Origin of the sequence: Actinomadura madurae (assembly GCF_900115095.1) — a bacterium.
In the GTDB taxonomy this organism is placed as follows: domain Bacteria; phylum Actinomycetota; class Actinomycetes; order Streptosporangiales; family Streptosporangiaceae; genus Spirillospora; species Spirillospora madurae.
The window spans coordinates 1,128,077-1,152,733 of record NZ_FOVH01000001.1; the positions used below are offsets into that span (position 1 = coordinate 1,128,077).

The following is a 24,657-nucleotide window of genomic DNA, read 5'->3' on the forward strand; positions in this document are numbered from 1 at the left end:
TTACGGTCCCCCGAACCGCCCGCACAGGTCCACAGGCGGGGCGTCACATGGTGAATCCGCCGTCGCAGACGAGGGTCTGGCCGGTGATGTAGTCGGACTCCGGAACGCACAGCAGGGAGACGGCGCCGGCCGCTTCCCGCGGGGAGCCGGCCCGGCCGGGCGGGGTCATGTGCTCCATGGCGGAGAGGGGGCGGCGCGCTCATCGACGAGGGGGCGACCGACTACGGCGGTGCGTGGGTGGTGAACCCGTCCGGCGGCTCTCATCTCCAAGGGCCACCCTCTGGGGGCCACGGGGCTCGGCGGCGCATGCGTCGTGACGATGTACAGGAAGATCGCCGCCGGCGCCCAGGACGCGGCATGGTGAGGGGATGAGCGAACTCCAGATCGTCCGGCCGAACACCTGGACCCCGCTGCTCGGCACGGACGTCGAGGTTCTGGTCGCGGACGTCGCCGACGATGTGCGCGTGGAGGCCGAGATGTACCGCAACGACCGTGGCGAGCAGCTCGTCGAGTTCTCCCTCACGACGGACTCCGCGACGAGGATCGTTCTCCGCGCCCCGAGCACCGCGCCGGCGTGGCCCGACGACTAGCGCCGGCACTCCCCTCATCGTCCCGCGTGTGTGCGCTCGTTGTGGTTCAGGATCCAGGTGACCAGGAGAAGCGCGGCGAGGCTCACGCCGCCGATGACGAGGTAGGCGTTCCCGCCCGCGCTGGCGTCCCAGAGGGCGTGCATGGTGACCACCCCGGCGAAGACGAGCCCGAAGCGCAGCAGCGCGACGCCGCGGTGCCGGCTGTTCCGCACGGCGACGAGGGCGGCGGTGGCGAGGCCGGTCCAGGCGGCGTGCCCGCCGGGCTCGGCCAGCGCGCGGGTGAGGAGGATGTGGGTCACCGACAGCAGGTCGCCGTGCGTGCCGAGCAGGGTGACGAAGGCGTACCCCATGGTCTCCAGGGCCGCGAAGCCGCTGCCGACGGCGACGCCGAGGACCAGGCCGTCGATGGTGCGGCCGGGACGGCGGGCGATGATGAGGGCGGGGACGGCGAGCTTGGCCGACTCCTCGATCAACCCGATGAACGCGGTGGGGAGCGAGCCGAACGCGCGGGCGGTCTCGAACTCCAGCGGGCCCGCGAGCACGGTGCCGACGACCCCGCCGAGCACCGCCGCGGCGGCGACGCGCGAGAACGGCAGGGTGGTGCGCATGCCGATGTCGCCGACGAAGGTGGTGAAGGTGACCGGGACGAGGGCGGCGCCGATGAGCAGCAGCGACGGCACGTAGACGGGATCCTGCGTTGCGACCAGCGCGGCGAGGACGGCCACGTAGAGGGCGACGCCGGTCAGCAGGACACCCGTCCAGCGGAACCGGCGCAGGAGCCTGGGGCCGCGCGCGGCCGGTGCGGCGGCGAGCGGCGCGTGACCGCGGGGTTCGGGCGGGCCGTATACGGGCCGGCTCTCCGCCGGATACCCGTAGGCCGGGTACCCGTAAGCCGGAGGGCTGTACAGCGGGTGGTCGGGTGCCGTAGGGGCGGCGAGCCGTTTCATGACGTCTCCTTCTCGGGTCCGGGGGGCCGGACGTGCCGGTCGCATTCAGGGTGCCGAGCGCCGGATGAGAGAAAGATGAGAGCGTCAGGCGTCGGGGGCGAGGCGGTAGCCGGCGCCCCGGACGGTCTGGATCGTGTCGCGCCCGAACGGACGGTCGACCTTGTCGCGCAGGTAGCGGACGTAGACGTCGACGACGTTGGAGCCGCCGTCGTAGGCGAAGTCCCAGACGTGCTCGATGAGGTGGGTGCGGCTCAGCACGTCGCCGGGCCGCCGCATGAACTCGTGCAGGAGCGCGAACTCCTTCGGGGACAGCCGGATGCCGGTGCCGCCGCGCCGCACCGTCCGGGTGCCGGGATCCAGGACCAGGTCGCCGGCGCGGAGCACGGCCGGGCGTTCGAGGGGGTCGCGGCGGGTCAGGGCGCGCAGCCGGGCGAGGAGCTCGGCGAGCGCGAACGGCTTGGTGAGGTAGTCGTCCGCCCCGGCGTCGAGGCCGCGGACCCGGTCGGGCACCGTGTCGCGGGCGGTGAGCATCAGCACCGGCGCCCAGCGTCCCTCGGCCCGCATGCGGCGGCAGACCTCGAAGCCGTCCGGCGGCGGGATCATGGCGTCGAGGACGACGCCGTCGTAGTCGTTCTCCCGGACGCTCCACAGCGCGTCCTGCCCGCCGGCCACGGCGTCGACCGCGTACCCCTCCCGGCGCAGGCCGCGGACCAGCAGCGCCGCCATGCCGGGGTCGTCCTCGACGACGAGCAGCCTCATGCCCGCCAGCCTAGAACCGCCCGGGGACGTCATCCGAACCTCGTCGATACCGGCGTTCCTCCGTCCTGGTCGAAGCCACCGGGGCGACCGGATACGGCTGCCCGGTGCCCAGCCTGCGAGGCATTGGATGAGAAGGGCATGAGAGGCCGTCCACCGGCGACGACGCAGGTGAGAGGATCGAGGCCGGGAGGTCGAGGATGCGGCTTGCACCCGGTTCGCTGCGCGCCCGCGTGACGCTGGTCTCCGCGGTGGGCGCGGGCGCGGCTCTGGCGATCGCTCTGCTCCTGCTGTACACGGCCCTCGACCGGCAGCTGTGGGCCGCGCTGGACTCCGGGCTGCGCACCCGCGCGGACGATCTGGCCGCCGCGGTGCGCGCCGGTGACCTGACCGAGCTGGGCGGCGACCCGATGGCGCAGCTCTACTCCGCCGACGGGCGCTTGATCGCGGGTTCGGCCGCGCTGCGCGGCCGGCTGCTCGACCCGGGGGAGGTCCGCGGCGTGCGCGAGCCCGTGCCGACCACCCGGACGGTGCCGCTCGGCTCCCGCTCCGGCAGCGGCTCCGCGCGGCTGCTGGCGCGGCGCCTCGTCCCGGAGGGCCGGGTGCTCGTGGTCGGCGTGCCGGCCGGGCCGGTGCACGCGGCCCGCGACCGGCTGCAGCTCGTCCTGTTCGTCGCGGCGCCGCTGCTGGTCCTCCTGCTCGCGCTCGCCGCGCGGGCCGTCGTCCGGACCGCGCTGCGGCCGGTGGACGCGCTGACCCGCGAGGCGTCCGACATCTCGTCCCTGGAGGCCGAGCGGCGGCTGCCGGTGCCGGACGGCGACGACGAGATCGCCCGTCTCGCCCGCACCCTCAACGACATGCTCGCCCGGCTCCAGGTGGCCGCCGCGCGCGAGCGCGCGTTCGTCGACGACGCCAGCCACGAGCTGCGCACCCCGATCGCGGTGATCCGCGGCGAGCTGGAGCTCGCCGGCGCGGCCGGGCCGGGGGAGGAGGTCCGGCAGTCCCTGCGGGCCGCGCTCGGCGAGACCGACCGGCTGGCCCGGCTGGCCGAGGACCTGCTGCTGCTGGCCCGCGCACGGGCCGGTTCGCCGATCGTCCGGACGGAGCCGGTGGACCTGCTCGACCTCGCCGCCGAGGAGGCCCGGCGGCTCGGCGGGCTGCACGGGCTGGCCATCGAGGCGTCCGGCGACCCGGTCGTCGTCGAGGCCGACCCGGAGCGGCTCCGCCAGGTTCTGGCCAACCTCGCGGGCAACAGCGCCGCGGCCGGAGCGCGGAACGTCCGCGTCGAGGTCCGGACCGGCGGGGACGGTACGACGGTCGAGGTGGCCGACGACGGGCCGGGGTTCCCGGACGGCATGGCGACCGCGGCGTTCACCCGGTTCACCCGCGGCGACGACGCCCGCGGCTCCCGCGGAGCCGGGCTCGGCCTGTCCATCGTCCACGCGGTGATCGCCGCACACCGCGGGACGGTCACCGCCGCCAACGGCGGCCCGCTCGGCGGCGCGGTGGTCACCGTCCGGCTTCCCCGGACCTGAGCCGGGCCGCCGGAGCCGCCGCGGGTCGAGCCCGCTCAGGCCTGCAAACCGGCCAGCTCGCGCATCTCCGCCTCCGGATCGACCACGGGCTGGATGACGATCTCGTCGATGCCCGCCTTCTCCAGACCGGCGATGCGCTCGCGCAGCTCCGGGCGGGTACCGACCAGCGCCAGCTTGTCGATCAGCGACGGGACGATCAGATCGCGGTCCTCGGGGTCGATGCGGCCCAGGTAGTTGCGGTAGAGCGTGGCGTGCCGGCCCGGGTCGTCCGCCGCCGTGCCGCGCCGCTCCAGCAGCCGCCGCATGGCGTCGGTCTCCGCCGGTTCCAGCGACCCGGCGAAGGACGGGTTGTCGGCGGCGAACGTCAGCAGGGCCATGGCGATGTGCCCCATCTTGTCCCTGGCCAGGTCGCCGTGGCGGTCCTCGCCCTCGCCGAGCAGGTGCAGCGAGGTCATCACGTAGGACTCGGCCTCCTCGGGCCGGCCGGCCTCGCGCGCGGCCTCCCGGCGCGCCGCGTCGAACGCGGTCCACGCCTCCGGGGCGAGCACCCCGAAGGAGATCACTCCCGTGCCGCGGCGCCCGGCGATCTGCGCGGCCTTGGCCCCGAAGGCGGCCACCACGAACTCCACCGGGTCGGTGACGTTCACGTACGGCCCGACGTGCAGGAACTTGATCGTCCGCGTGAGGTCGCCCTCGGTGTACCCGGTCTCCCGCCCGGCGGTGAGATCCTGCATCGAGGCGGTGAAGGCCTCCAGCTCCGCCATCTTCGTCGGGAGCATGCCGAGGGTCCGCCGTGCCGTGTTGCCGGTGCCGATCCCGCAGATCACGCGGCCCGGAGCGATCGCGTTCAGGCTCGCCACGGCGGCGGCCGCGGCCGGAGACGAGCGCAGCGCCGGGGAGGTGACCCCGATCCCCAGCTTGATGCGACGCGTCGCCTTCGCGCACAGACCGAGCGAGATGAACGGGTCCCCGTTGACCATGGGCGTGTCGTACACCCAGAAGCTGCTGAACCCCAGCTCCTCGGCCAGCACGGCGAGTTCCTCGACACCCGGCCGGGCGGTCACCACGATTCCGGTGCGCATGAGTCCCCCCTGGGGTCGGCGCGACGTGCCTGACTAAGCGCATAGTCATCCCTCGTCACGGAGATGTCAAGCGACACGCCGGAAGCGCGGACGCGACGTCCCACCGGACGGGACAGGGCTCTCGCCACCTGGGCCGATTGTGCTCGCGGAGGCCGCCGAACAGGCGCGGACCCGGCGGAGGACCGCGGCCGTCCCGGCGATACGCCGGAATCAATCACCCGCGGCCCGGGGGAAGCGCTACCTTCGGGCAATGTCCTCGCGCTGGTCCGACGCACACGCCGGCTTTCACCCGGAGATCCCCAACGAGGCGCGCATCCTCGACTACCTCACGGGCGGCAAGGATCACTTCGCCGTGGACCGCGAGTTCGCCGAGCAGGCGCTGCGGATCGCACCGGATCTGAGGGCCGTCGCCCTGCAGTCGCGCCGGTTCCTGCGCCGCGCGGTGACCGCGCTCGTCGACGAGGGCCTGCGGCAGTTCATCGACGTGGGCTGCGGGCTGCCCACCCAGGGCAGCGTCGACCAGATCCTCCAGAAGATCGCCCCGGGCTACCGGCTGGTCTGCGTGGACAACGACCCCGTCGTGGCGGCCCATGCCGCCTCGGTGTTCGGCATCGGCGGACCGGCCCGGATCCTGGCGGCCGACGCCCGCGACCCCGACGCACTGATGGACGCCCCGATCGTCACCTCGACGATCAAGCTGGACGAGCCGGTCGGACTCGTCCTGCACTCGATCCTTGCGGTGATCCCGGAGGACGACGTCGCCGACCACATCGTCCAGGGGCTCCTGGCGCGGGTGCCGTCCGGCAGCCACCTGCTGCTCACGCACGCCATCAGCGACCTCGCCCCCGACACGACCGCCCGGCTCGCCGCGCTCTACCAGGAGAAGAAGACGGTCCGCGGCGCGACCAGGCGCTCCAACCTGCGCACCGCGGCGGAGGTCGCGGAGTTCGTGCGGGACCTGGAGCTGCTGCCCCCCGGCCTGGTCCCGCTGAACCAGTGGCGTCCCGACGCGGCCGAGCGCGAGATGGAGCCCCGGGCGGTCTGGGCCCTCGGCGGTGTCGGCCGCAAGCCCTGACACGACCATCCGGCCTCGTTCTGGAGAACAGAAATCCCTGTTCTTCATAGCGTGCCGGCCAGCACGATCTCCGTATGGACGCGATCGTCGTCGGGGGCGGGATCGGCGGGCTCGGGGCCGCGTACGCCCTGGCCCGCCGCGGGCTCGCCGTCCGCGTGCTGGAGAAGGCCGCCGACTTCGGCGAGGTGGGCGCCGGCATCCAGCTCGCCCCCAACTGCACGCGCATCCTCGACGACTACGGCCTGCTGGACGAGGCGAGGAGCCTCGGCGTGCTGCCGGACGCGATGGTCATGCGCGACGCCGTCGACGGCGCGGAGCTGACCCGGCTCGACCTGCGCGACCTGGAGCGGCGCTACGGCCACCCGTACCTGGTCATCCACCGCAGCGACCTGCACGCCATGCTGCTGCGCGCCTGCGAGAGCGCCGGGGTCGACCTGGTGACGTCGCGGCGGGCGGTCGCCTACGGCAACACCCCCCGCGGCGCCCGCGTGACGCTCGCCGACGGTCACACCGAGGAGGCCGCGGTGGTCATCGCCGCCGACGGGCTGCGCTCGGTCGCGCGGGAGCTGGTCGCCGACGACCGGCCGGTGTCGTCGGCGTACGTCGCCTACCGCGGCACCGTGCCCACGTCGAGCGGCCGCGCGGCGGGCGTCGACCTCAGCGAGGTCGTCGTGTACGTCGGGCCGCGCTGCCACTTCGTCCACTACGGGCTGCGCGGCGGCGAACTGCTCAACCAGGTCGCCGTCTTCGAGTCGCCGAAGGCGCGCGCCGGCGAGCGGGACTGGGGCACGCCGGACGAGCTGGACGCGGCGTTCGAGCGGGCCTGCGACTTCGTCCGCGGCGGGCTGCCCCACATGTGGCAGGGCAAGTGGTGGCGGATGTACGACCGTGACCCCATCATGACCTGGGTGGACGGCCGCATCGCGCTGCTCGGCGACGCCGCGCACCCCCCGCTGCAGTACATCGCCCAGGGCGCGATCATGGCGCTCGAGGACGGCTGGGTGCTCGGCGAGCACGTCGCCCGGCGGCGCGGCGCGGACGGGGCGGTGGACTGGCCGGCCGTCCTCGCCGCCTACCAGGCCGTGCGGCCCGAGCACTGCCGGCGCGTCCTCACCACCTCGCGCGCCTGGGGCGAGCTGTGGCACCTCGACGGGACGCCGCGGGAGCGGCGCAACGTCCTGCTGCGGGAACGCGACACCTACGACTACTCGTTCGTGGACTGGCTCTACGGGCCGACCGCGCTGGAGCCGTCCGACGAGCCGCCGATGTTCACGCCGGTGCCGCTCTCCTCGGCGAGGCCCGGCGCGATGACGGCGACGTGCCGCTGAGACCGTGCCGATGAAACCGTGCCGCTGAGACCGTGCGTCAGGCCCCCTTGAGGGGGACGGGCAGCCGGTCGCGGAGCTCGTCGAGCGTGACGCCGAAGGTCTCGCGGACCGACGCCCCGTCCGGGCCGACGTCGATGACGGCGACGTCGGTGTAGACCCGGCCGACGCAGCCGACGCCGGTCAGCGGGTAGGTGCACTCGGGCACCAGTTTGGACCGGCCCTTCTTGTCGAAGAGGGTCATCATCACGAAGACCTGCTTGGCGCCGATGGCCAGGTCCATCGCGCCGCCGACGGCCGGGATGGCGTCGGGGGCGCCGGTGCTCCAGTTGGCGAGGTCGCCGGTGGCCGAGACCTGGAACGCGCCCAGCACGCACACGTCGAGGTGGCCGCCGCGCATCATGGCGAACGAGTCGGCGTGGTGGAAGTAGGACGCGCCGGGCAGTTCGGTCACCGGGACCTTGCCTGCGTTGGTGAGATCGGGGTCGATCTGCTCGCCGGTCGCGGCGGGGCCCATGTTGAGCATGCCGTTCTCGGTGTGCAGCACGACGCCCGAGCCCTCGGGGAGATGGTCGGCGACCTTGGTGGGGCGGCCGATGCCGAGGTTGACGTAGGAGCCGGCCGGAATGTCGCGCGCGACGATCGCGGCCAGCTCGTCCGGGGAGAGGGGCCCTGTGGTGTGGGACATGGTCAGCGCGCTCCTTGGACGGTGTAGTGCCGTTCCTCGACCCGCACCACGCGGTCGACGAAGATGCCGGGTGTGACGACCGTCTCCGGGTCGATGCCGCCCGCGGCGACGACCCCGCCCACCTGCACGATGGTGGTGGTCGCGGCCGTGGCCATGACGGGGGCGAAGTTGCGGGCGGTCTTGCGGTAGACCAGGTTGCCCATCGTGTCGGCGCGGTGGGCGCTGATCAGCGCCACGTCGCCCTTGATCGGGTACTCCAGGACGTGGACGCGGCCGTCGATCGTCCGGGTCTCCTTGCCCTCGGCCAGCGGCGTGCCCACGCCGGTCGGGCAGTAGAAGGCGCCGATGCCCGCGCCGGCGGCGCGCATCCGCTCGGCGAGGTTGCCCTGCGGCACGACCTCCAGCTCGATCCTGCCGGCCCGGTAGAGCTCGTCGAAGACGTGGGAGTCGCTCTGCCGGGGGAACGAGCAGAGCACCTTGCGCACGCGCCCGGCCTTGAGCAGCGCGGCCAGCCCGACGTCCCCGTTGCCGGCGTTGTTGGAGACGATGGTCAGGTCCTTCGCGCCCTGCCGGATCAGCCCGTCGATGAGGTCGAACGGCATGCCGGCGAAGCCGAAGCCGCCGACCAGCACGGTGGCGCCGTCCTCGATCCCCCGGACGGCCTCGTCGACGCGGTCGAAGATCTCCGCGCGGCTCACGCTCCCGCCTCCATGTTCTCCAGGACGACCGCCAGGCCCTGCCCGACGCCGATGCAGATCGCGGCGACGCCCCAGCGGTCGCCGCTCTCGCGGAGCACCTTCGCGAGCGTGCCGAGGACGCGGGCGCCGCTGGCTCCGAGCGGGTGCCCGATCGCGATCGCGCCGCCCCGGGTGTTGACGATCTCCGGGTCGATGCCCCAGGAGTCGACGCAGGCCAGCGACTGCACGGCGAAGGCCTCGTTCAGCTCCACCGCGCCGACCTCGTCCCAGCCGATCCCGGCCCGCGCGAGGGCGCGGTTCGCCGCCTCGACGGGCGCGTAGCCGAAGTCCTGCGGGTCGAGCGCGAACGCGCCTCGCCCGGCGATGCGCGCGACCGGGTCGAGGCCGATCCGGTCGGCGGCCCTGGCCGAGCCGAGCAGCAGCGCGGCCGCGCCATCGCTGAGCGGTGAGGCGTTGCCCGCGGTGATCGTGCCGTCCGGCCGGAAGCTCGGCTTCAGACCGGCCAGCTTCTCCGGCGAGGTGTCGGCCCGGATGCCCTCGTCGCGCTTCAGCTCGCCTGCGGGGACCACCAGGTCGTCGTAGAAGCCCTCGTCCCAGGCGGCCGCCGCGAGCCGGTGGGAGCGCAGCGCGAACGCGTCCTGACGCTCCCGGCCGATGCCGTACTTCTCCTGGAGTTGCTCGTTGGCCTCGCCGAGCGAGACGGTCCACTCCTTCGGCATCCGCGGGTTCACCAGCCGCCAGCCGAGCGTGGTCGAGACCGCGGCGAGGTCGCCGGGCGGGAAGCCCTTGGCGGGCTTCGGCAGCACCCACGGCGCCCGGGTCATCGACTCCACCCCGCCGGCCAGGACGATGCCCGCGTCGCCCGTCTCGATCGTCCGGGAGCCCATCATCGCCGCGTCGAGGCTTGAGCCGCACAGCCGGTTGACGGTCGTGCCCGGCACGCTGGTCGGCAGGCCGGCCAGCAGCGCGGCCATCCTGCCGACGTTGCGGTTCTCCTCGCCCGCGCCGTTGGCGTTGCCCCAGACGACCTCGCCGATGTCGGCCGGATCCAGCCGGGGCGCCCGGTCCAGCACCGCGGTGATCACGCCGGCCGCGAGGTCGTCCGGCCGGACACCGGCCAGCGCGCCGTTGAACCGCCCGAACGGCGTCCGGACGGCGGAGTACAGGTAGGAGGTCATGACATCGAGGCTAGAGACCTGCCCTGATACAGTGAAGTATCAGTATCCGCTCTGATTAATATGCTCACGATATGGATCTGCGTCACCTGCGGTACTTCGTCGCAGTCGCCGAGGAGCTGCACTTCGGGCGCGCCGCCGAACGGCTCACCATGGCCCAGCCGCCGCTGTCGCAGGCGATCCGCAGGCTGGAGGCCGAGCTCGGCGTGGAGCTGCTCCACCGGAGCACGCGCCGGGTCGACCTCACCGACGCGGGGCGCGCCTACCTGGCGCGCGCCCGCCAGATCCTCGGCGAGGTGGACGAGGCCGCGCACGAGGCCCGCCGGGTCGCGGCCGGAGCGGTCGGGCATCTCGCCGTCGGCTGCGTCGGGTCGGCGACCTACAGCCTGCTGCCCGCGCTCTCCCGCGGCCTCTCCCAGGAGCTGCCCGGGGTCGACTTCTCCTTCCGCGGCGAGATGCTGGTGCCCGACCAGGTCGCCGCGCTGCGGACGGGCGAGATCGACCTGGCGCTGCTGCGTCCGCCGATCGCCGACCTCTCGCTCACCGTCCTGCCGCTGCGCCGGGACCGGCTGGTCGTCGCCGTCCCCGCCGACCACCCCGGGGCCGCCCTTCTCCGGGTGGGGGTCACGGACCTGGCGGACGCCGATCTCATCGTGCATTCCGCGGACCGCCGCTCGGTGATGTACGACGTCGTGCTCGGGCTCTTCCGCGACGCCGGCGTCGAGCCCCGGATCCGGCACGAGGTCGGTGAGACCTCCACCCTGATCACCCTCGTCGCGGGCGGCCTCGGGGTGGCCGTCGTCCCCGAACCGGTGGCGGTCCTGGCGCTGGACGGCGTCGTCTTCCGGCCCCTGGTACGGCCCTCCGCCCAGGTCGACCTCGCGATCGCCCACCGGACCGACCGCACGGAACCGCACCTGGCGCGAGCCGTCTCGGTCGTCCGGCAGATCGTGCGAGCGGCCGGGCAGGAACCGTCTCAGCCGGGGGCCATGTAGGGGCGGTGCGGCCAGAGGTGCTCGGCGCCGTGCGGGCGGACGGCGGCGAGGGCCGCGTCGACCGCGGCGGCCAGGGCGCCCGCGGTGTCGACGGGGGTCGACACCTCCCACGGCGCGGCGTGCGCGCGCATCGCGGCGGCGACCTCGGCGTCGGCGTCGGAGCTGCCGCGCGGACGGGTCCGGATGCGCTCGGCGCACACGGACGCCGGAGCTTCGCAGCGCAGGGCCGTGAGGTGGGCGTGTTCCCGCTCCGCCGCGGCGGCGAGGAGGTCGCGGCTCTCCTGCGAGGTCCAGGAGGCGTCCAGGATGACCGTCTCACCCATGCGGAGGAGCCGGGTGGCGCGCTCGGCCAGCTCGCGATAGGTGCGCCGGGTCCATTCCGCGCTGTAGATGCCGTCGCCGTATGAGGCGGCGGCCGATTCGGTGGGTGCCAGCCCGGCGAGCTCCTTGCGGACGCGGTCGCTGCTGAGCAGCGAGCATCCGAGCCGGTCGGCCAGCTCGCCGGCGAGGGTGGTCTTCCCGGTGCCGGGGAGCCCGCCCACCAGGATCAGCCCCACCCGCCCGGCGCGCAGGTGGCGCAGCGCGACCTCGGCGTAGGCGCGTGCCTCCCCGGCCGCGTCCGGGGCGCCCTGGGCCTGCCGCAGGCAGGCGACCTTGGCGCGGACGAACGCGCGGTAGGCCACGTAGTGGTGGCGCAGAGACGCCGGCGCGGGGTCGGCGGCGAAGTCGGCGTACCAGTCCATGAAGCGTTCGGCGAGCTTCGAGGCACCGAGGCGTTCGAGGTCCATGGCCAGGAACGCGGCGTCGTCGAGGCCGTCCAGAGAGCGGAGCTTCTCGTCGAACTCCAGGCAGTCGAGGATGCGGGGCCCGTCGTCCAGGCAGAAGATGTCGCCCGCCAGCAGGTCGCCGTGGCCGTCGACCACGCGGCCGTCGTCGATGCGCGCGTCGAACAGGGCCTTCCGGCCGGCGAGGAAATCCTTCGCCAGCTCTTCGGTCTCGGCGGCGGCCTCGGCGTCCAGCACGCGGCCGTGGAAGAACCGGACCTGATCGAAGCTGTCCTGCCAGCGGCCGCGGACGGCGTCCCGGGTCTCCTGGGCCGAGATGCCGGGCCCGCGCGGCGCCTTGGCGTGCCAGGCGGCCAGGGTCCGGGCGACGTCCCGGAGCGCGTCCTCGACGGGCGCGCCGGCCGGGACCAGGGTGGACAGCCGCCGGTCGGCGGGCATCCGCCGCATCACCACCAGGTGGTCGCAGACGTCGCCGCCGGGTCCGTGCACGTCGGCGACGCCGAGATAGACGTCGGAGGAGAACCGCCGGTTCAGCCGGACCTCCTCCTGGCACGCGCGTTCGCGCAGCTCACGGGTGCTGAAGTCCAGGAATCCCAGGTTCACGGGCTTCTTGAGCTTGTAGGCGCGGTCGCCGACGAAGAAGACGATGCCGATGTGGGTCTCGGCGAGGGCCGCTCCCTCCACCGGCCTGCCGCTGGTCTCGCCGGTCATGACGGCCCCGGCGGTTCTGCTTCGCATGGTGCTCCTCCCCGGCCTCCGCCGCGCCTCAGCGGCTCTCGCTCGTGGCGGCGGTGTGGTCCGCGCAGATCACGACCTCGCACCGCGCCTTCGCCCGGACGACCGGGACGGTGTCGCCGCCGAGCGGGTTGCCGTGCTCGGAATGCGCGCGGGCGCCGATCACCAGCAGTTCGGCGTGCTCGGCGGCCTCGGCCAGCGCCTCGCCCGGCCGCCCGTGGACGATGCGGAGCCGGGTGGTCATGTGCCTTGCGCGGGGGACCGGGCGGGCGGCCAGGCGGCGGAGCCGCAGCCACTCCCGGAAGGTGCGCAGGGCACGCCGCGCCGGGGCGCCGTCCGGCTCCAGGACGCGGACGACGTCCAGCCGCGCGTGGCGGTCGCCGGCCTCCCGGGCGGCACGCCGCAGCGCGGCCATGGAGTTCGGGGACCCGTCGACGCCGACGACGACGGAACGCTGTTCGGGCATGACCCACATCGTGACCTCCCTCGGTCACCTCCACCCTTCCGTCCCTGACCGCTCGCTGGTCAGTGCCGAGCGTCCCGCGAACAAGGGACCTTCGGCCCACGGCCTCGCGGGGGGTCGCTCGCGTCCTGTCGCCGGTCATCGAGGCTCGGCGAGGCCGGCGGTGGCGGCGCCGGAGTAGGCGTCGTCGATCTGGACGGTCCGGCGTCCGGCGCGCTGGAGCAGGCTGCCGGCGGCGGCGGCCCGGTAGCCGGAGGCGCAGTGCACCCAGACGGTTCCTTCGGGTATCTCGTCCACTCGGCGGGCCAGCTCGGGCAGCGGTATGTGGACGGCGCCGTCGATGTGCCCGTCCCTCCACTCGCCGGGCAGGCGGACGTCCAGCACGACGTCCGGCGGGGGCAGATGGTCGAGGACGCGGCCGGAGCGGGCCGCCGCGAGGTCGGCGAACGATGCGACGGGCGTGGCCTCCAGCCGTGCGGTGTCGCCCCCTGCCCACTGCTCGGGCGTGCCGGGTGTGGCGGCGACCGGCCGGTCGATGCCGATGCGCGCCAGTTCCCGCTGGGCGTCGGCGAGCTGGCCGGGGCTGTCGCCGAGCAGGGTGAGGGGTCGGCCCCAGGGAGCCAGCCAGCCGAGCCAGGTGGCCATCGATCCGTCCAGGCCGAAGCTGAGCGTCCCGGCCAGGTGCCGCTGGGCGAACGCCTTGCGGGAGCGCAGGTCCACGACCCATTCCCCGGCGGCGATGCGGTTCCGCAGCTCGGCGGGGTCGGCGGCCTGGGCGGGGGTGAGGTCGATCAGGTCGGCGCCGGCGCGGTTTCGGACCCCCATGTGGGCGTAATAGGCGGGGTAGGCGTCCAGCCCGTCGAGGGTCCGGGTGACGAAGTCGTCGGCTTCCAGCCGCAGGACCGGGTTGGTCCGCCTTTCCCGGCCGATGGTCGAGGACGCGGCGTCGGACTGGCTCGCCGAGCAGAAGCTCCCGAACCCGTGGGTGGGCCAGACATGCGCGCCGTCGGGCAGCAGGTCGGCCAGGCGCCGTGCCGAGGCGTGCTGCCGGCGGGCCAGGTCGTGGGCGTGCTCGGCGCCGAGCAGGTCGGTGCGGCCGGTGGTGCCGAACAGCAGCGAGCCGCCGGTGAAGACCCCTTCGGGCCCGCCCGGACCGGACAGGACGTAGGACAGGTGATGGAAGGTGTGCCCCGGGGTGGCCACGCCCCGCAGGACCAGCGCGTCGGAGGCGGCGACCTCGTCTCCGTCGCCGATGCCCGTCCGGTCGAACCGGACGTCCTCGTCGGAGGCGAGCAGGTAGGTCGCACCGGTCGCCTTGGCCAGCGCCAGACCGCCTGAGACGTAGTCGTTGTGCAGGTGGGTCTCGGCCACGTGGGTGATTCGGACGTCGAGCCGTCCGGCCAGGGCCAGGAAGCGGTCGATGTCGCGCTGCGGGTCGACGACCAGTGCCACGTGCCCGTCGTGGGCCAGGTAGCTGCGGTCGCCCAGCGACGAGGTCTCCACCACCTCGACATGCGCCATCTGCGGTCACCCCTCTACCCCTCAGCCATGTACGCCGCGGCCGGCAGGGACTGTCTGCCCAGGGTGAGGTACCTCATGTCCAGCTGTCCTGAAGGAAGGGACCTTTGGCTCTACCTGCGCAAACGTCCGCCGCCGACACTGGGGCGGAAAGGAACCGGTAGCGGGAGGAGGTGGCCCTGATGGGCGAGATGCTGGTGGTCCACCGAGAGAACGACGCGTTCGCGGTGCTCGTCCGCGACCACGTGATCCATGTGGACCAGCCGTACGGCGCCGGAGGCATGGACATCGGCCCGACGCCGGTCGAGCTGTTCGTGGCGTCACTCGCCGCCCGCGCGGCGTACTACGCGCGGCGATTCCTGGCGCGGCGCGGCCTGCCGGCGACCGGGCTGGAGGTCACTGCCGGCTACGTGATGGGGCCGGGAGTTCCCGCCCGGGTCTCGCGCATCGATCTGCGGCTGCGGCCTCCCACCCGGCTCTCCGAGGGGGACGCCGACGCGCTCCTGGCGGCCGTCGAAGTCTGCACGGTGGACAACGCGCTCCTCACGCCGCCGAACATCGGCGTGCGGCTGGAGACCGAGGCCAGGGTCGCCTGACCGCTCGCGGCCCCCGCACCGGCGGAGGCCGCGAGGTCGGGTCAGGCGAGGTCGCGTCCGGAGACGGCGGTTCCTTCCAGTTCGACCATCAGGGTCGGGATCGCCAGCCGCGTCACCCCGAGCATCGTGGTGGCCGGTGCCGCCCCGGCGGCGCCCAGCCGCGACGCCAGCACCGCGTAGTGCTGGAAGAGCAGGTCGACGTCCGTGGTGTAGACGTTGAGCCGGACGAGGTCGCCGAGGGACATCCCCGCCTTGCCGAGAACGGCCTCAAGGTTGTCGAGGCTCAGCGCCAGCTGCGCCGCCATGTCGCCGGCATGCAGGGGCTCGCCGTCGCCGCTCATCGCGGTCTGCCCGGCGCAGTACAGGGTCCGGGCGTGCCCGGAGACGATCTCGCCCTGGTTGTACCCCATCTCGATCGACCAGGTCCACGGGTTGACCGCCGTTCGCTCTATGGTCACATCAGCTCCATCCGTTGACGTCGCGGTGATGGAAGCCTCGCAACTAATCACGACATCCTGTGTCACGTATTTCGGTACGGTTTCCGCATGCGCGCCGACCGGCTGGTCTCGCTGGTGCTGCTGCTCCGCCGGCACGGCCGGCTGCCGGCGGCCGCGCTCGCCCGCGAGCTGGAGGTGTCCACCCGCACCGTGCTGCGCGACATCGAGGCGCTGTCCGCGGCCGGGGTCCCCGTCTACGCCGAACGCGGCCGGCACGGCGGGTTCTCGCTGCTGCCCGGTTTCCAGACGCGGCTCACCGGACTGAACCACGACGAGGCCCTCGCCCTGCTGATCGCCGGATCGCGGCGCGGCGCGCAGGCGTTCGGCCTTGGCTCGGCGCTCGCCTCGGCCATGCTCAAGGTGGTCGACGCCCTGCCCGAGAGCCACCGGGACACCGCCGTCGGCGCGGCGGAACGGCTGCTCATCGACCCGGAGACCGATCTGCTCGCCCGCCGCGTGGCCGCCGAGGAGGCGCCCGACGCGGTGATGGCCGAGATCCGGCGCGCGGTGCTCGCCGGGCACCGGCTGCGCATCCACTACGCGGCCGCGGGCCAGGCGCCGCGGTGGCGCACGGTCGACCCGGTCGGCCTGGTCACCGTGCGCGACCAGGGCTACCTGCTGGCCACGAGATCGGGCGAGGACCGCACCTACCGGCTGTCCCGCGTCGTGGCCGCCGAGGAGCTCCGCGAACCCGCCCAGCGGCCGGACCGGATCGATCTGGACCGGGCCTGGCAGGAACGCAGCACGCGGTTCCGGACCGGCGGCGACCAGGTCGCCGTCCTGGTCCGGCTGGACCCGGCACGGCGGGAGGAGTTGCTGGACACCGCGCTGGCCGTCCTCGCCGAAGAGACCGGCGCCGACGGCCGGTTGCGGCTGAAGGTGACCTTCCAGGACCCGAGGCACGCCGAATGGGCGCTGTGGCAGCTCGCCACCAGCGCCGAAGCCCTGGCCCCGGAGTGGCTGCGCACCTCCCTGCACAAGCGCGCCACCGCCCTGGCCGCCCGCTACGAACCACCCTCCTGACGGACCCCGTCGTCGGCATCGTCCCAGCGCCTCTTGTGCATGTACAGGATCCTGGATATTGTTCCGAGCCATGTTGGACGCACGGTTCCTGACGCGGAACGGGCTGGCGGCTCGGCGGCTGGCGGCGGAGCTGCTCAACCAGCAGCCGGACTCGCGGCTGCCGAGGATCCGCGACTACGCGCAGCGGCTCGGGGTCGGCAACGGCACGGTGCAGGCGGCCCTGCAGCTGCTGGAGACCACCGGTGCCGTGCGTACGGAGGCGCGCGGGCACCTCGGCACCTACCTCCGCGAGGTCGACCGGGCCGGGCTGTGGCAGCTGGCCGGGCTCGGGACGATGCTCGCCGCGATGCCGCTGCCGTACTCGCGCCGGTACGAAGGGCTCGCGACGGGGCTGCGGGCGGCGTTCGAGGACGCCGGGATCCCGTTCGCGCTGACGTTCATGCGCGGGGCGCAGGCGCGGCTCGACGCGCTCATGGACGGGAAGGTCGACCTGATCGCGGTGTCCCGGCTGGCGTTCGAGGAGTTCGGCGAGGGCTTCCCCCTCGCCAGGCTCGCCGACCTCGGCCCGCGGACGTACGTCGGTGCGCACGGGGTGCTGCTCCGGGCCGGGGTGTCGCTGGACGATCCGGACCTGGCCGTGGCGGTCGACACCAGCTCGGCCGACCAGCAGGAGCTCACCCGGCTGGTCTTCTCCGGGAGGTCCGTCCGGTACGTCGAGACCTCCTACATGCAGCTGGGCGAGCTGTTCCGCCGGGGCGAGGTGGACGCCTCGGTGTGGAACCTGGACGAGGTCCACCAGCACATCGACGAGGACTGCACGACCATCCCGTTCGACGAGCTGACGTCCGCGGACCTCGCGGACCGCAACTCCAGCGCGGTCCTGGCCGTCCGCGCCGACGACTCCCCGGCGCTGGAGGCGATCCGCGGCCGCATCTCGGCCGATCTCGTGACCCGCACGCAGCAGGCCGTCCTGACCGGCGACCGGCTGCCCTCGTACTGAAGGAGACCACCATGGATCGGCTGCTGGCGGAGCGGCTCGACATCTTCGAACGGACCGGTCAGGCCGCGCCGGACATCTGCCGGTTTGTACGGGACGAGCTCCACGCGCTCGACGCGGGGGGCGGCGCGGTCACCGAGGACAGCGCCGGAACGCTGGTCAGCCATCTGCTGATGGCCCTGCAACGAGCCCGCGACGGCGCGGCACTGAGCGACTTCCCCGCGGACGAGACCGTCCGGGCAGAACTGGAAGGCCATCCGGACGCGGTGGAACGGGCGAGGGCGCTGGCCGCACGGGCCCGGTCGGTGCTGGGCACCGGCCTGCCCGAGCAGGAGGTGCGCTTCCTCGCCCTGCACCTGGCCCTGCTCGGACAACGGGAGGCGACACGATGACGACGATCCTGGTGGGCGGCGTCGGCAAGGCCGACGTGGCGAGGCGGCTGGAGGAGATCGGCGGCTTCGACGTCGTCGTGACCAACGACATGGACGCCGCCACGCGCCTGATGACGGGGCGGGCCGACTACTACGTCGGAACGTGCCACACCGGGGCCGGGGGCTCCCTCGGCGTGCTCGTCGGGCTGCTCGGCGCCGCCCGGTGCTTCACCTTCGGCCGAGGCCAGGCCACCGCGGCCGACGCCGAGGCCGCGCTCGCCGACGGCAAGGTCGCCTTCGGCTTCTCGATCGACCAGGCCGACCAGGTCGTCCCGGTCCTGGCCGGCGCCATCGGCGAACGGCGGCGGAACGGGTGATCGGCCCGTCCTGATCCTTCCCCTCGGAGGCAGCCATGCCCTATGCCCTCTCCTACGCCGCGGCGGACAAGCTCGACTTCTCCGTGCCGCAGGCCCTCACCGTCGTCGCCGTCTGCGCGCTCACCGCGCTGGTCTCGAACATGGCGCTCGCCGTCTTCAACGACGGCGTCCGCCCCTTCCTGCTGGACTTCATCCGGGGCAACACCAACCGCGGCGAGATGACCGCGGTGTCGTTCGGTCTGTCGGCCGGGTTCGTCTTCGGGCTCGGCGCCCCGATGGCCCTGTCGACCGGGGTGCTGAACCCTTGGCTGCTGTTCCTGCCGACCGACATCCTCGGCCTCTTCGCGCCGCGGCGCTGGCTGGCGCCCATCCTCGGCGGGGCCTGGGGGGCGCTGGTCGTCTTCGGGCTGTCCGGGGCGAACAACGCGGCACATGACCTGCCGGTGGACTTCCTCACCGCGATGCAGGAGATGGCGACGCCGATCCTGTTCATGTTCCTGCTGTTCCCGGTGATCGCGATCGCGACCCAGTTCGGCCGGGTGCACGGCATCGCCTGCTTCGTCGTGGAGATCGCCATCGTGGTGCTGTCCATGAAAGCTTGGCCGGACCAGTTCCCCGGCGCGCTGGCGATGGCCGCGGGCGTGCTGATGCTGCTCGGGTTCTCCCTGGCCAAGGACCTCCGGGAGCGGCGCACGGCCCGGGCCGCGGGCGCCGCGGAGAAAGCGGACGCGCCCGGGGCCGCGACCATTCCGGCGGACGGCAAGCCCGCTGGCGACCCGGTCGCGTCGCTGTTCGGCGCGAACGCCGAGCGGCTCCGCCGCCACCTGCCGTGGTTCGCGCTGCTCGGCGCCGCCCTCGCCGCGATGGTGAACCTGCACATCTTCGGCGGCGGCGAGGCGACGAGCTTCCTGGTGGCCAAGGGCGACTACGGGGAGGCCGCGCAGGTCGACTTCTACCGGGCGTTCGGCTTCCTGCCCCTCATCGCGACGACCGCGCTGGCGAGCGGCGCCTACCAGATCGTGGGTTTCACCTTCATCTATCCGCTGGCCTACCTCGCGCCCAACGTGGCGGTGGCCGCCGTGGGCGGCGCCGTGCTGCTCACGCTGGAGATCCTGGCCCTGTCCTACATCGGCAAGGGCCTGGCGATGCTCCCGTCGATCCGGGACGCCTCGGACCATCTGCGCAACGCGATCGGCAAGACCCTGGAGATCGCGATCCTGTTCGGCGCGATCGCCGCCGCCGCGAAGATGGGCGGCGGGCTCGGCATCGCCCTCGTCGGCGGGCTCTACCTGCTGAACGAGTCGCTCGGACGCCCGATCGTCCGGCTCGCGGCGGGCCCGGCCGCGGTCGTCGTCGCCGGGATCGCCCTGAACGTCCTGCACTGGCTCGACCTGTTCACTCCGCTGAAGGGATGACATGAGGCTGAGGACCGTACTCGGGGAGGTCCCAGTACCGGACGGACCGGTGCTCGCCCACGAGCATCTGCGCGTCGACCTGCGCGGGCCCGCGGGGCGGGCACCGGATCCCGCGGCACTCCTCGACGAGGAGGCGAAGGTCGCCGGTGAGCTGGCGGAGCTGCGGCGGTCGCACGGCCTCGCGGCCGTCGTGGAGCTGACCTGCCTCGGCATGGGACGGGACGCCGCCGCGCTCGTCCGGATCAGCGAGCGGTCCGGCGTGGCGGTGGTGGCGGCGACCGGGTTCTACCACGCCGCGTTCCACCCGTCCTACGTCGCCGGATCGAGCGTCGCGGACCTGGCCCGCCGGCTGCTCGACGAGATCGAGAACGGGCTGGACGGTACCGCCGTCCGGCCGGGCGTGATCGGCGAGATCGGCACGACCGGCCGGACGCCCGCGGGGGACGAGGAGCGCTGCCTGCGGGCCGCCGCCCGCGCCGCCCTCCGCTCGGGCCTGCCGCTCGCCACGCACGCCCACCTCGGCCGCGGCGGGCTCGCGCAGCTCGACGTGCTGACCGCAGAGGGCCTGCCTCCCGGCCGGATCAGCATCGGCCACCAGGACCTCCTGGACGACGCTCGGACACACCGCAAGATCGCCGAAGCCGGCGCGTACGTCGCCTTCGACACGGTCGGCAAGGCCTCCTACCAGAGCGACGACGTCCGGCTCCGGCGGGCGCTCGACCTGATCGGCGCCGGCCACGCCGACCGGCTCCTGCTCAGCGCGGACGTCTCCCGCGCCGGCTACCTGACGGCGCACGGCGGCGGCGGTTACGGCACCGTCCTGCGGTCGTTCGCCCCCCGGCTCGCGGCGGCGGGCGTCGACGAGACGACCCTGCGCCTGATCCTGCACGACAATCCCGTCCGGTTCCTGACCTCGGGGGAGGCCCGATGACCGCGCCGGAGCTGCGCGAGACCCACCCGCTGCCCACCGTCCCCCTGGACGAGGCGATCGCCCGGCAGTTCCGGCTGCTGGAGTGCGTGGCGGCCCATTTCGACGGGCACCGGCTGTTCTCCGCGGACGTCGGGGTGACGCCGCAGTGGGGACGGCCCGACGCCACCCGCCGGACGGAGGACGTGCTGGCCGACTTCCTCGGCGCCCCCGCGGCGGCCCTCGTCCAGGGCGCGGGCAGCGGCGCGATCAGGGCCATGCTCGCCGCGGCCGTCATACCGGGCGACCGCCTGATCGTGCACACCTCGCCCGTCTACCCGACGACCGCGGCGACCTTCCGGTCCATGGGGCTCGACCTGGTCGAGACCGACTTCAACACCTCTCCCGCCGAGGCGGCGGCCACCTGCGTCTACATCCAGCATTCCCGGCAGAGCCCCGGCGATCACTACGACCCGGCCGACGTGATCGCCCGGTACGCGGCCGTGGGCGTCCGGGCGCTGGTCGACGACAACTACGCGGCGTTCCGCGTCCCCCGGACCGGTGTCGAGATGGGCGCGGAGGCGTCGGCACTGTCGCTGTTCAAGCTGCTCGGCCCCGAAGGCGTCGGGCTGGTCGTCGGCTCGCGCGATCTCGTCGACACCGTGCACGCCCTCAACTACTCGGGTGGCGGCCAGGTGCAGGGGCCGCAGGCGCTCGACGCCCTGCGCGCTTTGACCCACGTCCCCGTGCTGTGGGCGGTGCAGTCCGCGGTCGTCACCGAGATCGCCGAGCGGCTGGAGGCCGGCGAGGTGCCCGGGGTCGCCCAGGTCCGCGTCGCCAACGCGCAGGACCGGTGCGTGCTCGTCCGGCTGGACGCCCCCGTGGCCCGGCGGGTCATCGAGGGGGCCGCACGGCTCGGGGCCGCTCCCTACCCGGTCGGGGCGAACTCCCGCTACGAGATCGCCCCGCTCTTCTACCGGCTCTCCGGGACCTTCCTCGCCGGCACCCCGGAGCTGGCCGACTGGACGATCCGGATCAACCCGATGCGGGCGGGCGCGGACCTCGTCCTCACGATCCTGGCCGACGCGCTGCGGGAGGCGCGGTGTTCCTGACCGCGACGCTGGCCCGCAACCCGCGGCTCGTGGAGGCCGCCGCGGGACTCCACCGCACCGGCCGCATCCCGCCCGACACCTACCTGATCGACCTGGACGCGGTCGCCGCCAACGCCGCGGCGCTCGCCGCGGTCGCCGCCGCCCACGACGTCCGGCTGTGGCCGGTGTTCAAGCAGGTGGGGCGCAACCCGCACGTGATCCGGACGGTGGCCGAGCATCTCCCGCTCGCCGCGGCCATCGACCTGCGCGGCGTCCGGGCGATCCAGGACGCCGGGGCGGGGCTGGGCAACGTCGGCCACCTCGTCCAGCTTCCGGTCGGCGCCATGCGGGACGTGCTGGCCCGGCGCCCTTCGTACGTCACCGTCTTCGGAGCCGACCAAGCCCGCGCGGTGTCCGCCGCCGCGGAGCACCTCGGGATCACGCAGCCGCTGCTGGCCCGGGTGGTCGCCGCCACCGACCGGTTCTACCCGGGGCAGGAGGGCGGCGTGCCCCTGGACGATGTGGAGAAGTTCGCCGCCGAGGTAGAGGGCATGGACGCCGTGACCCTCGACGGCGTCACCTCGTTCCCCTGCCTGCTCTACGACGAGCCGTCCGCGGCCATCGCACCCACTCCGAACCTCCAGACGCTCCTGACCGCCAGGTCCCGTCTCGCCGCGGCCGGGTCGCCCGTCAGCGTCGTCAGCGCGCCCAGCGCGACGGCCGCCGCCAGCATCCCGGTGCTGGCCGCGCACGGGGCCACCCACGGGGAGCCCGGTCACGCGCTCACGGCGACGACCCCGCTGCACGCCACCGACCTCACCCAGCCCGAACTGCCCGCGATGGTGTACGTCTCCGAGATCGCGCACATCCTCCCGGACGGCCGGCCCGCGGTCTTCGGCGGCGGCTTCTACCCCCGGGGCCGGTCGTCCGAGGCCCTCGTGTTCCCCAGTACCGGCGAGCCGTTCACCCTCCCCGTCGAACCCGCTCCGCCCGAGAACATCGACTACTACCGCCTTCTGGGCGCCCCGCCCTCCGGGTCGCCTCTGCGCGTCGGCGACACCGCCGTCCTCGCCTTCCGCACCCAGATCTTCGTCACCCGCAGCTCGGTCGGCGCCCTGCGCGGGGTCTCCTCGGGCAGGCCCCGGCTCCTCGGCCTGGCGGACTCGCACGGGAGGCCCTGGTGACGCGCGTCGCCGTCCTCGTGGTCGACGGCCTCGGCATCGGCGCCATGCCGAACGCGTCCGCCCTGCGCGCCGGCGACGCCGCCGCGCACACCCTCGGCCACGTCCTGGACACCGCCGGCGGAACACCGCGCCTTCCCACGCTCGGCGCCCTGGGACTCGGGCTGCTGCATCCGCACGAGAGCCTGGCCTTCCCCGTCGCCGCCGGGGCGTCCGCGGGACGGGCCGCCCTCGGATACCCGGGCGCGGACACCTTCAGCGGACACCAGACGATGATGGGCACCGACATGAGCGGGACGGCCCTCGCCCTGTTCTCCGACCACATCGACACGGTCGCCGCCGCACTGCGCGCGGCCGGGCACACGGCACGTCCGCTGGACGACCTCCCCGTCCTCCTCGTCGACGGGAGTGCCGTCGTCGGCGACAACCTCGAAGCCGACCCGGGCCTCGGCTGGAACGTCAGCGCCCGCCTCGACGACCTTCCGTTCGAGGCGGTCCTGGCCATCGCGCGGACGGTCCGGGCGGTGGCCCCGACGGCCCGGGTGATCGCGGTCGGCGGCCACGGCCCCGCGCCGCTCCCGCGCGCCGTCCGGTCCGGCGCGGGCGGGACGGCGGGCCTGGACACGCCCGCCTCGGGCTTCTACGTCAACGACGGCCTCCGGGTCGCCCACCTGGCCGTGGAGATCGACCACGCCCGGCAGCTCCCCTCGCGCGCCGCCGCGGCGGGCCTGCCGGTGACCCTCGTCGGCAAGGCCGCCGACATCATCACGTGCCCGTCCGCCGAGCACCGGCCGGCCGTCGAGACCGGAGAAGTCCTCGCACAGACCGCCAAGGCCCTCGCCCGCACGGCCGACGCCCTGGTCGTGGCGAACGTCCAGGAAACGGACCTGGCCGGGCACCAGCAGGACGCGCGCCGGTTCGGATCCCTCCTGGAGGAGGTCGACACCGGACTGGCCTCCCTCCTCGCGATCGTGGGCCCCGACGATCACCTGATCGTCACCGGCGACCACGGCAACGACCCGACGATCGGCCACCCCTTCCACACGCGGGAGTTCGTCCCCGTCCTGCACTACAACCAGCGACTCCCGACCGGTACCGCCCCGGACGCCTCGACCCTGGCGACAATCGCCGCGACGGCGGCCCGCGCACTGGGCATCGACCTCCGCGAGTGAGGCCGGGCCGAACGACCCACGCGCGTCAGCCCGTGCCCGCCTCCCGCGCCACGCGTTCCAGCCGAGCCCGGTAGTCCTCCCACCAGGCCTTGTCACTGGACGGCATGTTGTCGTTGGCGGGCCGCAAGCCCACGGATCCGTCGATCAGTTCCCGGACGATGTCGGCGTGACCGGCATGCTGGTCGGTCTCGGCGATCATGTGCACCATGATCCGGTGCAGCGTGGTCTCGCTCCGCTCGTCCGGCCAGTGCGGCACCCGGCCGATCGCGTCCAGCGCCAGCGCGCCGATCGTGGCGTCGGAGTGCGCCCACGCCCGGCGGTACAGCCCGATGACTTCCGCACGCGACTCGTCGGCCGTCGCCCACATGTCCGCGTTCGTCTCGGCGCCCTCGGCGAACCAGGGCATGGCCTCGCCGGACGGCCGCCCGAACGTGTCACCGAAGTAGATCAGCTCCATGCTGGCCACATGCTTGACCAGCCCCAGCAGGTTGGTGCCGGTCGACGTCACCGGACGGCGGACGTCGTACTCCGAGAGCCCCTCGAGCTTCCACAGCAGGGCGTCCCGCCCGGCCTGCAGATAGAGCCGAAGGTCGGCCTTAGGATCCGATCCACTCATCATGCCGCGCAGTCTGCCACCACCCCGAACCGCCCGCGTGACCGCTC

Annotated in this window: 27 protein-coding genes; 15 read left to right on the plus strand and 12 right to left on the minus strand. The window is 73.7% G+C overall.

Annotation, left to right across the window (positions count from 1 at the left end):
- Nucleotides 1–43: 43 nt before the first annotated feature.
- Nucleotides 44–178: an SDR family oxidoreductase gene (locus BM339_RS05355; RefSeq protein WP_083597258.1), complete on the minus strand. Its 135-nt coding sequence runs from the start codon at nt 176–178 to the stop codon at nt 44–46.
- Nucleotides 179–368: 190 nt separating this feature from the next.
- Here BM339_RS05355 and BM339_RS05360 point away from each other — a divergent pair, with 190 nt between their 5' ends.
- Nucleotides 369–590: a hypothetical protein gene (locus tag BM339_RS05360; RefSeq protein WP_021597186.1), complete on the plus strand. Its 222-nt coding sequence runs from the start codon at nt 369–371 to the stop codon at nt 588–590.
- A gap of 14 nt (nt 591–604) precedes the next feature.
- Here BM339_RS05360 and BM339_RS05365 read toward each other — a convergent pair whose 3' ends face one another.
- Together BM339_RS05365 and BM339_RS05370 are read right to left on the minus strand one after the other, a co-directional pair.
- Nucleotides 605–1,537, minus strand: coding sequence for a PrsW family intramembrane metalloprotease (locus BM339_RS05365; RefSeq protein WP_177287617.1), 933 nt, complete (start codon nt 1,535–1,537; stop codon nt 605–607).
- Between the two features lie 84 nt (nt 1,538–1,621).
- Entirely contained in the window at nt 1,622–2,296 is a 675-nt protein-coding gene (locus tag BM339_RS05370) for a response regulator transcription factor (RefSeq protein WP_075020048.1), read from the minus strand.
- A 197-nt stretch (nt 2,297–2,493) separates the two neighbouring features.
- On the opposite strand from BM339_RS05370, the gene BM339_RS05375 reads away from it, so the two are divergent.
- Complete coding sequence (locus BM339_RS05375; RefSeq protein ID WP_075020049.1) at nt 2,494–3,828, plus strand: sensor histidine kinase; 1,335 nt, start codon at nt 2,494–2,496, stop codon at nt 3,826–3,828.
- Nucleotides 3,829–3,863: 35 nt separating this feature from the next.
- On the opposite strand, the gene BM339_RS05380 is transcribed toward BM339_RS05375, so the two are convergent.
- A complete protein-coding gene (locus tag BM339_RS05380; RefSeq protein ID WP_021598808.1) occupies nt 3,864–4,910 on the minus strand; it encodes an LLM class flavin-dependent oxidoreductase in 1,047 nt (348 codons plus the stop codon).
- A 250-nt stretch (nt 4,911–5,160) separates the two neighbouring features.
- Here BM339_RS05380 and BM339_RS05385 point away from each other — a divergent pair, with 250 nt between their 5' ends.
- Together BM339_RS05385 and BM339_RS05390 are read left to right on the plus strand one after the other, a co-directional pair.
- Nucleotides 5,161–5,985: an SAM-dependent methyltransferase gene (locus BM339_RS05385; RefSeq protein WP_021598807.1), complete on the plus strand. Its 825-nt coding sequence runs from the start codon at nt 5,161–5,163 to the stop codon at nt 5,983–5,985.
- A 74-nt stretch (nt 5,986–6,059) separates the two neighbouring features.
- Nucleotides 6,060–7,313, plus strand: a complete 1,254-nt coding sequence (locus BM339_RS05390) for an FAD-dependent monooxygenase (protein WP_021598806.1) — start codon at nt 6,060–6,062, stop codon at nt 7,311–7,313.
- Between the two features lie 37 nt (nt 7,314–7,350).
- Here the strand turns inward: BM339_RS05390 and BM339_RS05395 are convergent, their stop codons facing one another.
- From BM339_RS05395 to BM339_RS05405, 3 genes are read right to left on the minus strand one after another with little or no spacing between them, the layout of a single operon-like run.
- Complete coding sequence (locus tag BM339_RS05395; protein ID WP_021598805.1) at nt 7,351–7,998, minus strand: 3-oxoacid CoA-transferase subunit B; 648 nt, start codon at nt 7,996–7,998, stop codon at nt 7,351–7,353.
- Between the two features lie 2 nt (nt 7,999–8,000).
- Nucleotides 8,001–8,696, minus strand: coding sequence for a 3-oxoacid CoA-transferase subunit A (locus tag BM339_RS05400; protein ID WP_075020050.1), 696 nt, complete (start codon nt 8,694–8,696; stop codon nt 8,001–8,003).
- Entirely contained in the window at nt 8,693–9,874 is a 1,182-nt protein-coding gene (locus BM339_RS05405) for a thiolase family protein (protein WP_021598803.1), read from the minus strand. The genes BM339_RS05400 and BM339_RS05405 overlap by 4 nt, the downstream gene beginning before the upstream one ends.
- Nucleotides 9,875–9,945: 71 nt before the next feature.
- On the opposite strand from BM339_RS05405, the gene BM339_RS05410 reads away from it, so the two are divergent.
- Nucleotides 9,946–10,866 (plus strand): LysR substrate-binding domain-containing protein, encoded by a 921-nt coding sequence (locus BM339_RS05410; RefSeq protein WP_075020051.1) that lies wholly within the window; start codon nt 9,946–9,948, stop codon nt 10,864–10,866.
- Here the strand turns inward: BM339_RS05410 and BM339_RS05415 are convergent.
- From BM339_RS05415 to BM339_RS05425, 3 genes are all read right to left on the minus strand, one after another.
- Complete coding sequence (locus tag BM339_RS05415; RefSeq protein ID WP_256255216.1) at nt 10,848–12,389, minus strand: bifunctional aminoglycoside phosphotransferase/ATP-binding protein; 1,542 nt, start codon at nt 12,387–12,389, stop codon at nt 10,848–10,850. The genes BM339_RS05410 and BM339_RS05415 overlap by 19 nt on opposite strands.
- 28 nt (nt 12,390–12,417) lie before the next feature.
- Nucleotides 12,418–12,852: a universal stress protein gene (locus BM339_RS05420; protein WP_177287618.1), complete on the minus strand. Its 435-nt coding sequence runs from the start codon at nt 12,850–12,852 to the stop codon at nt 12,418–12,420.
- Nucleotides 12,853–12,987: 135 nt separating this feature from the next.
- A complete protein-coding gene (locus tag BM339_RS05425; RefSeq protein ID WP_021597858.1) occupies nt 12,988–14,370 on the minus strand; it encodes an MBL fold metallo-hydrolase in 1,383 nt (460 codons plus the stop codon).
- Nucleotides 14,371–14,549: 179 nt separating this feature from the next.
- Here BM339_RS05425 and BM339_RS05430 point away from each other — a divergent pair, with 179 nt between their 5' ends.
- A complete protein-coding gene (locus BM339_RS05430) occupies nt 14,550–14,963 on the plus strand; it encodes an OsmC family protein (RefSeq protein WP_021597857.1) in 414 nt (137 codons plus the stop codon).
- Between the two features lie 41 nt (nt 14,964–15,004).
- On the opposite strand, the gene BM339_RS05435 is transcribed toward BM339_RS05430, so the two are convergent.
- Complete coding sequence (locus BM339_RS05435; protein ID WP_024935699.1) at nt 15,005–15,415, minus strand: RidA family protein; 411 nt, start codon at nt 15,413–15,415, stop codon at nt 15,005–15,007.
- Nucleotides 15,416–15,508: 93 nt separating this feature from the next.
- Here BM339_RS05435 and BM339_RS05440 point away from each other — a divergent pair, with 93 nt between their 5' ends.
- From BM339_RS05440 to BM339_RS05480, 9 genes are all read left to right on the plus strand, one after another.
- Nucleotides 15,509–16,483, plus strand: coding sequence for a helix-turn-helix transcriptional regulator (locus tag BM339_RS05440; protein WP_075020054.1), 975 nt, complete (start codon nt 15,509–15,511; stop codon nt 16,481–16,483).
- A gap of 70 nt (nt 16,484–16,553) precedes the next feature.
- Nucleotides 16,554–17,483 carry a GntR family transcriptional regulator YhfZ gene (gene yhfZ, locus BM339_RS05445; RefSeq protein ID WP_021597854.1) on the plus strand — a complete coding sequence of 310 codons (930 nt, stop codon included), beginning with the start codon at nt 16,554–16,556 and terminating at the stop codon, nt 17,481–17,483.
- Between the two features lie 11 nt (nt 17,484–17,494).
- Nucleotides 17,495–17,872 carry a PRD domain-containing protein gene (locus tag BM339_RS05450; RefSeq protein WP_021597853.1) on the plus strand — a complete coding sequence of 126 codons (378 nt, stop codon included), beginning with the start codon at nt 17,495–17,497 and terminating at the stop codon, nt 17,870–17,872.
- Complete coding sequence (locus tag BM339_RS05455) at nt 17,869–18,228, plus strand: DUF2620 family protein (protein WP_021597852.1); 360 nt, start codon at nt 17,869–17,871, stop codon at nt 18,226–18,228. Before BM339_RS05450 ends, BM339_RS05455 begins: the two co-directional genes overlap by 4 nt.
- A gap of 35 nt (nt 18,229–18,263) precedes the next feature.
- Nucleotides 18,264–19,643, plus strand: coding sequence for a YhfT family protein (locus BM339_RS05460; protein ID WP_075020055.1), 1,380 nt, complete (start codon nt 18,264–18,266; stop codon nt 19,641–19,643).
- 1 nt (nt 19,644) lies between these two features.
- Complete coding sequence (locus BM339_RS05465) at nt 19,645–20,574, plus strand: phosphotriesterase family protein (RefSeq protein ID WP_075020056.1); 930 nt, start codon at nt 19,645–19,647, stop codon at nt 20,572–20,574.
- Entirely contained in the window at nt 20,571–21,662 is a 1,092-nt protein-coding gene (locus BM339_RS05470) for an aminotransferase class V-fold PLP-dependent enzyme (protein ID WP_075020057.1), read from the plus strand. Before BM339_RS05465 ends, BM339_RS05470 begins: the two co-directional genes overlap by 4 nt.
- Nucleotides 21,653–22,825 (plus strand): alanine racemase, encoded by a 1,173-nt coding sequence (locus BM339_RS05475; protein WP_075020058.1) that lies wholly within the window; start codon nt 21,653–21,655, stop codon nt 22,823–22,825. Before BM339_RS05470 ends, BM339_RS05475 begins: the two co-directional genes overlap by 10 nt.
- Nucleotides 22,822–23,994 carry a phosphopentomutase gene (locus tag BM339_RS05480; protein WP_075020059.1) on the plus strand — a complete coding sequence of 391 codons (1,173 nt, stop codon included), beginning with the start codon at nt 22,822–22,824 and terminating at the stop codon, nt 23,992–23,994. The genes BM339_RS05475 and BM339_RS05480 overlap by 4 nt, the downstream gene beginning before the upstream one ends.
- 25 nt (nt 23,995–24,019) lie before the next feature.
- Here the strand turns inward: BM339_RS05480 and BM339_RS05485 are convergent, their stop codons facing one another.
- Nucleotides 24,020–24,613 (minus strand): DinB family protein, encoded by a 594-nt coding sequence (locus BM339_RS05485; protein ID WP_256255217.1) that lies wholly within the window; start codon nt 24,611–24,613, stop codon nt 24,020–24,022.
- Nucleotides 24,614–24,657: the final 44 nt, after the last annotated feature.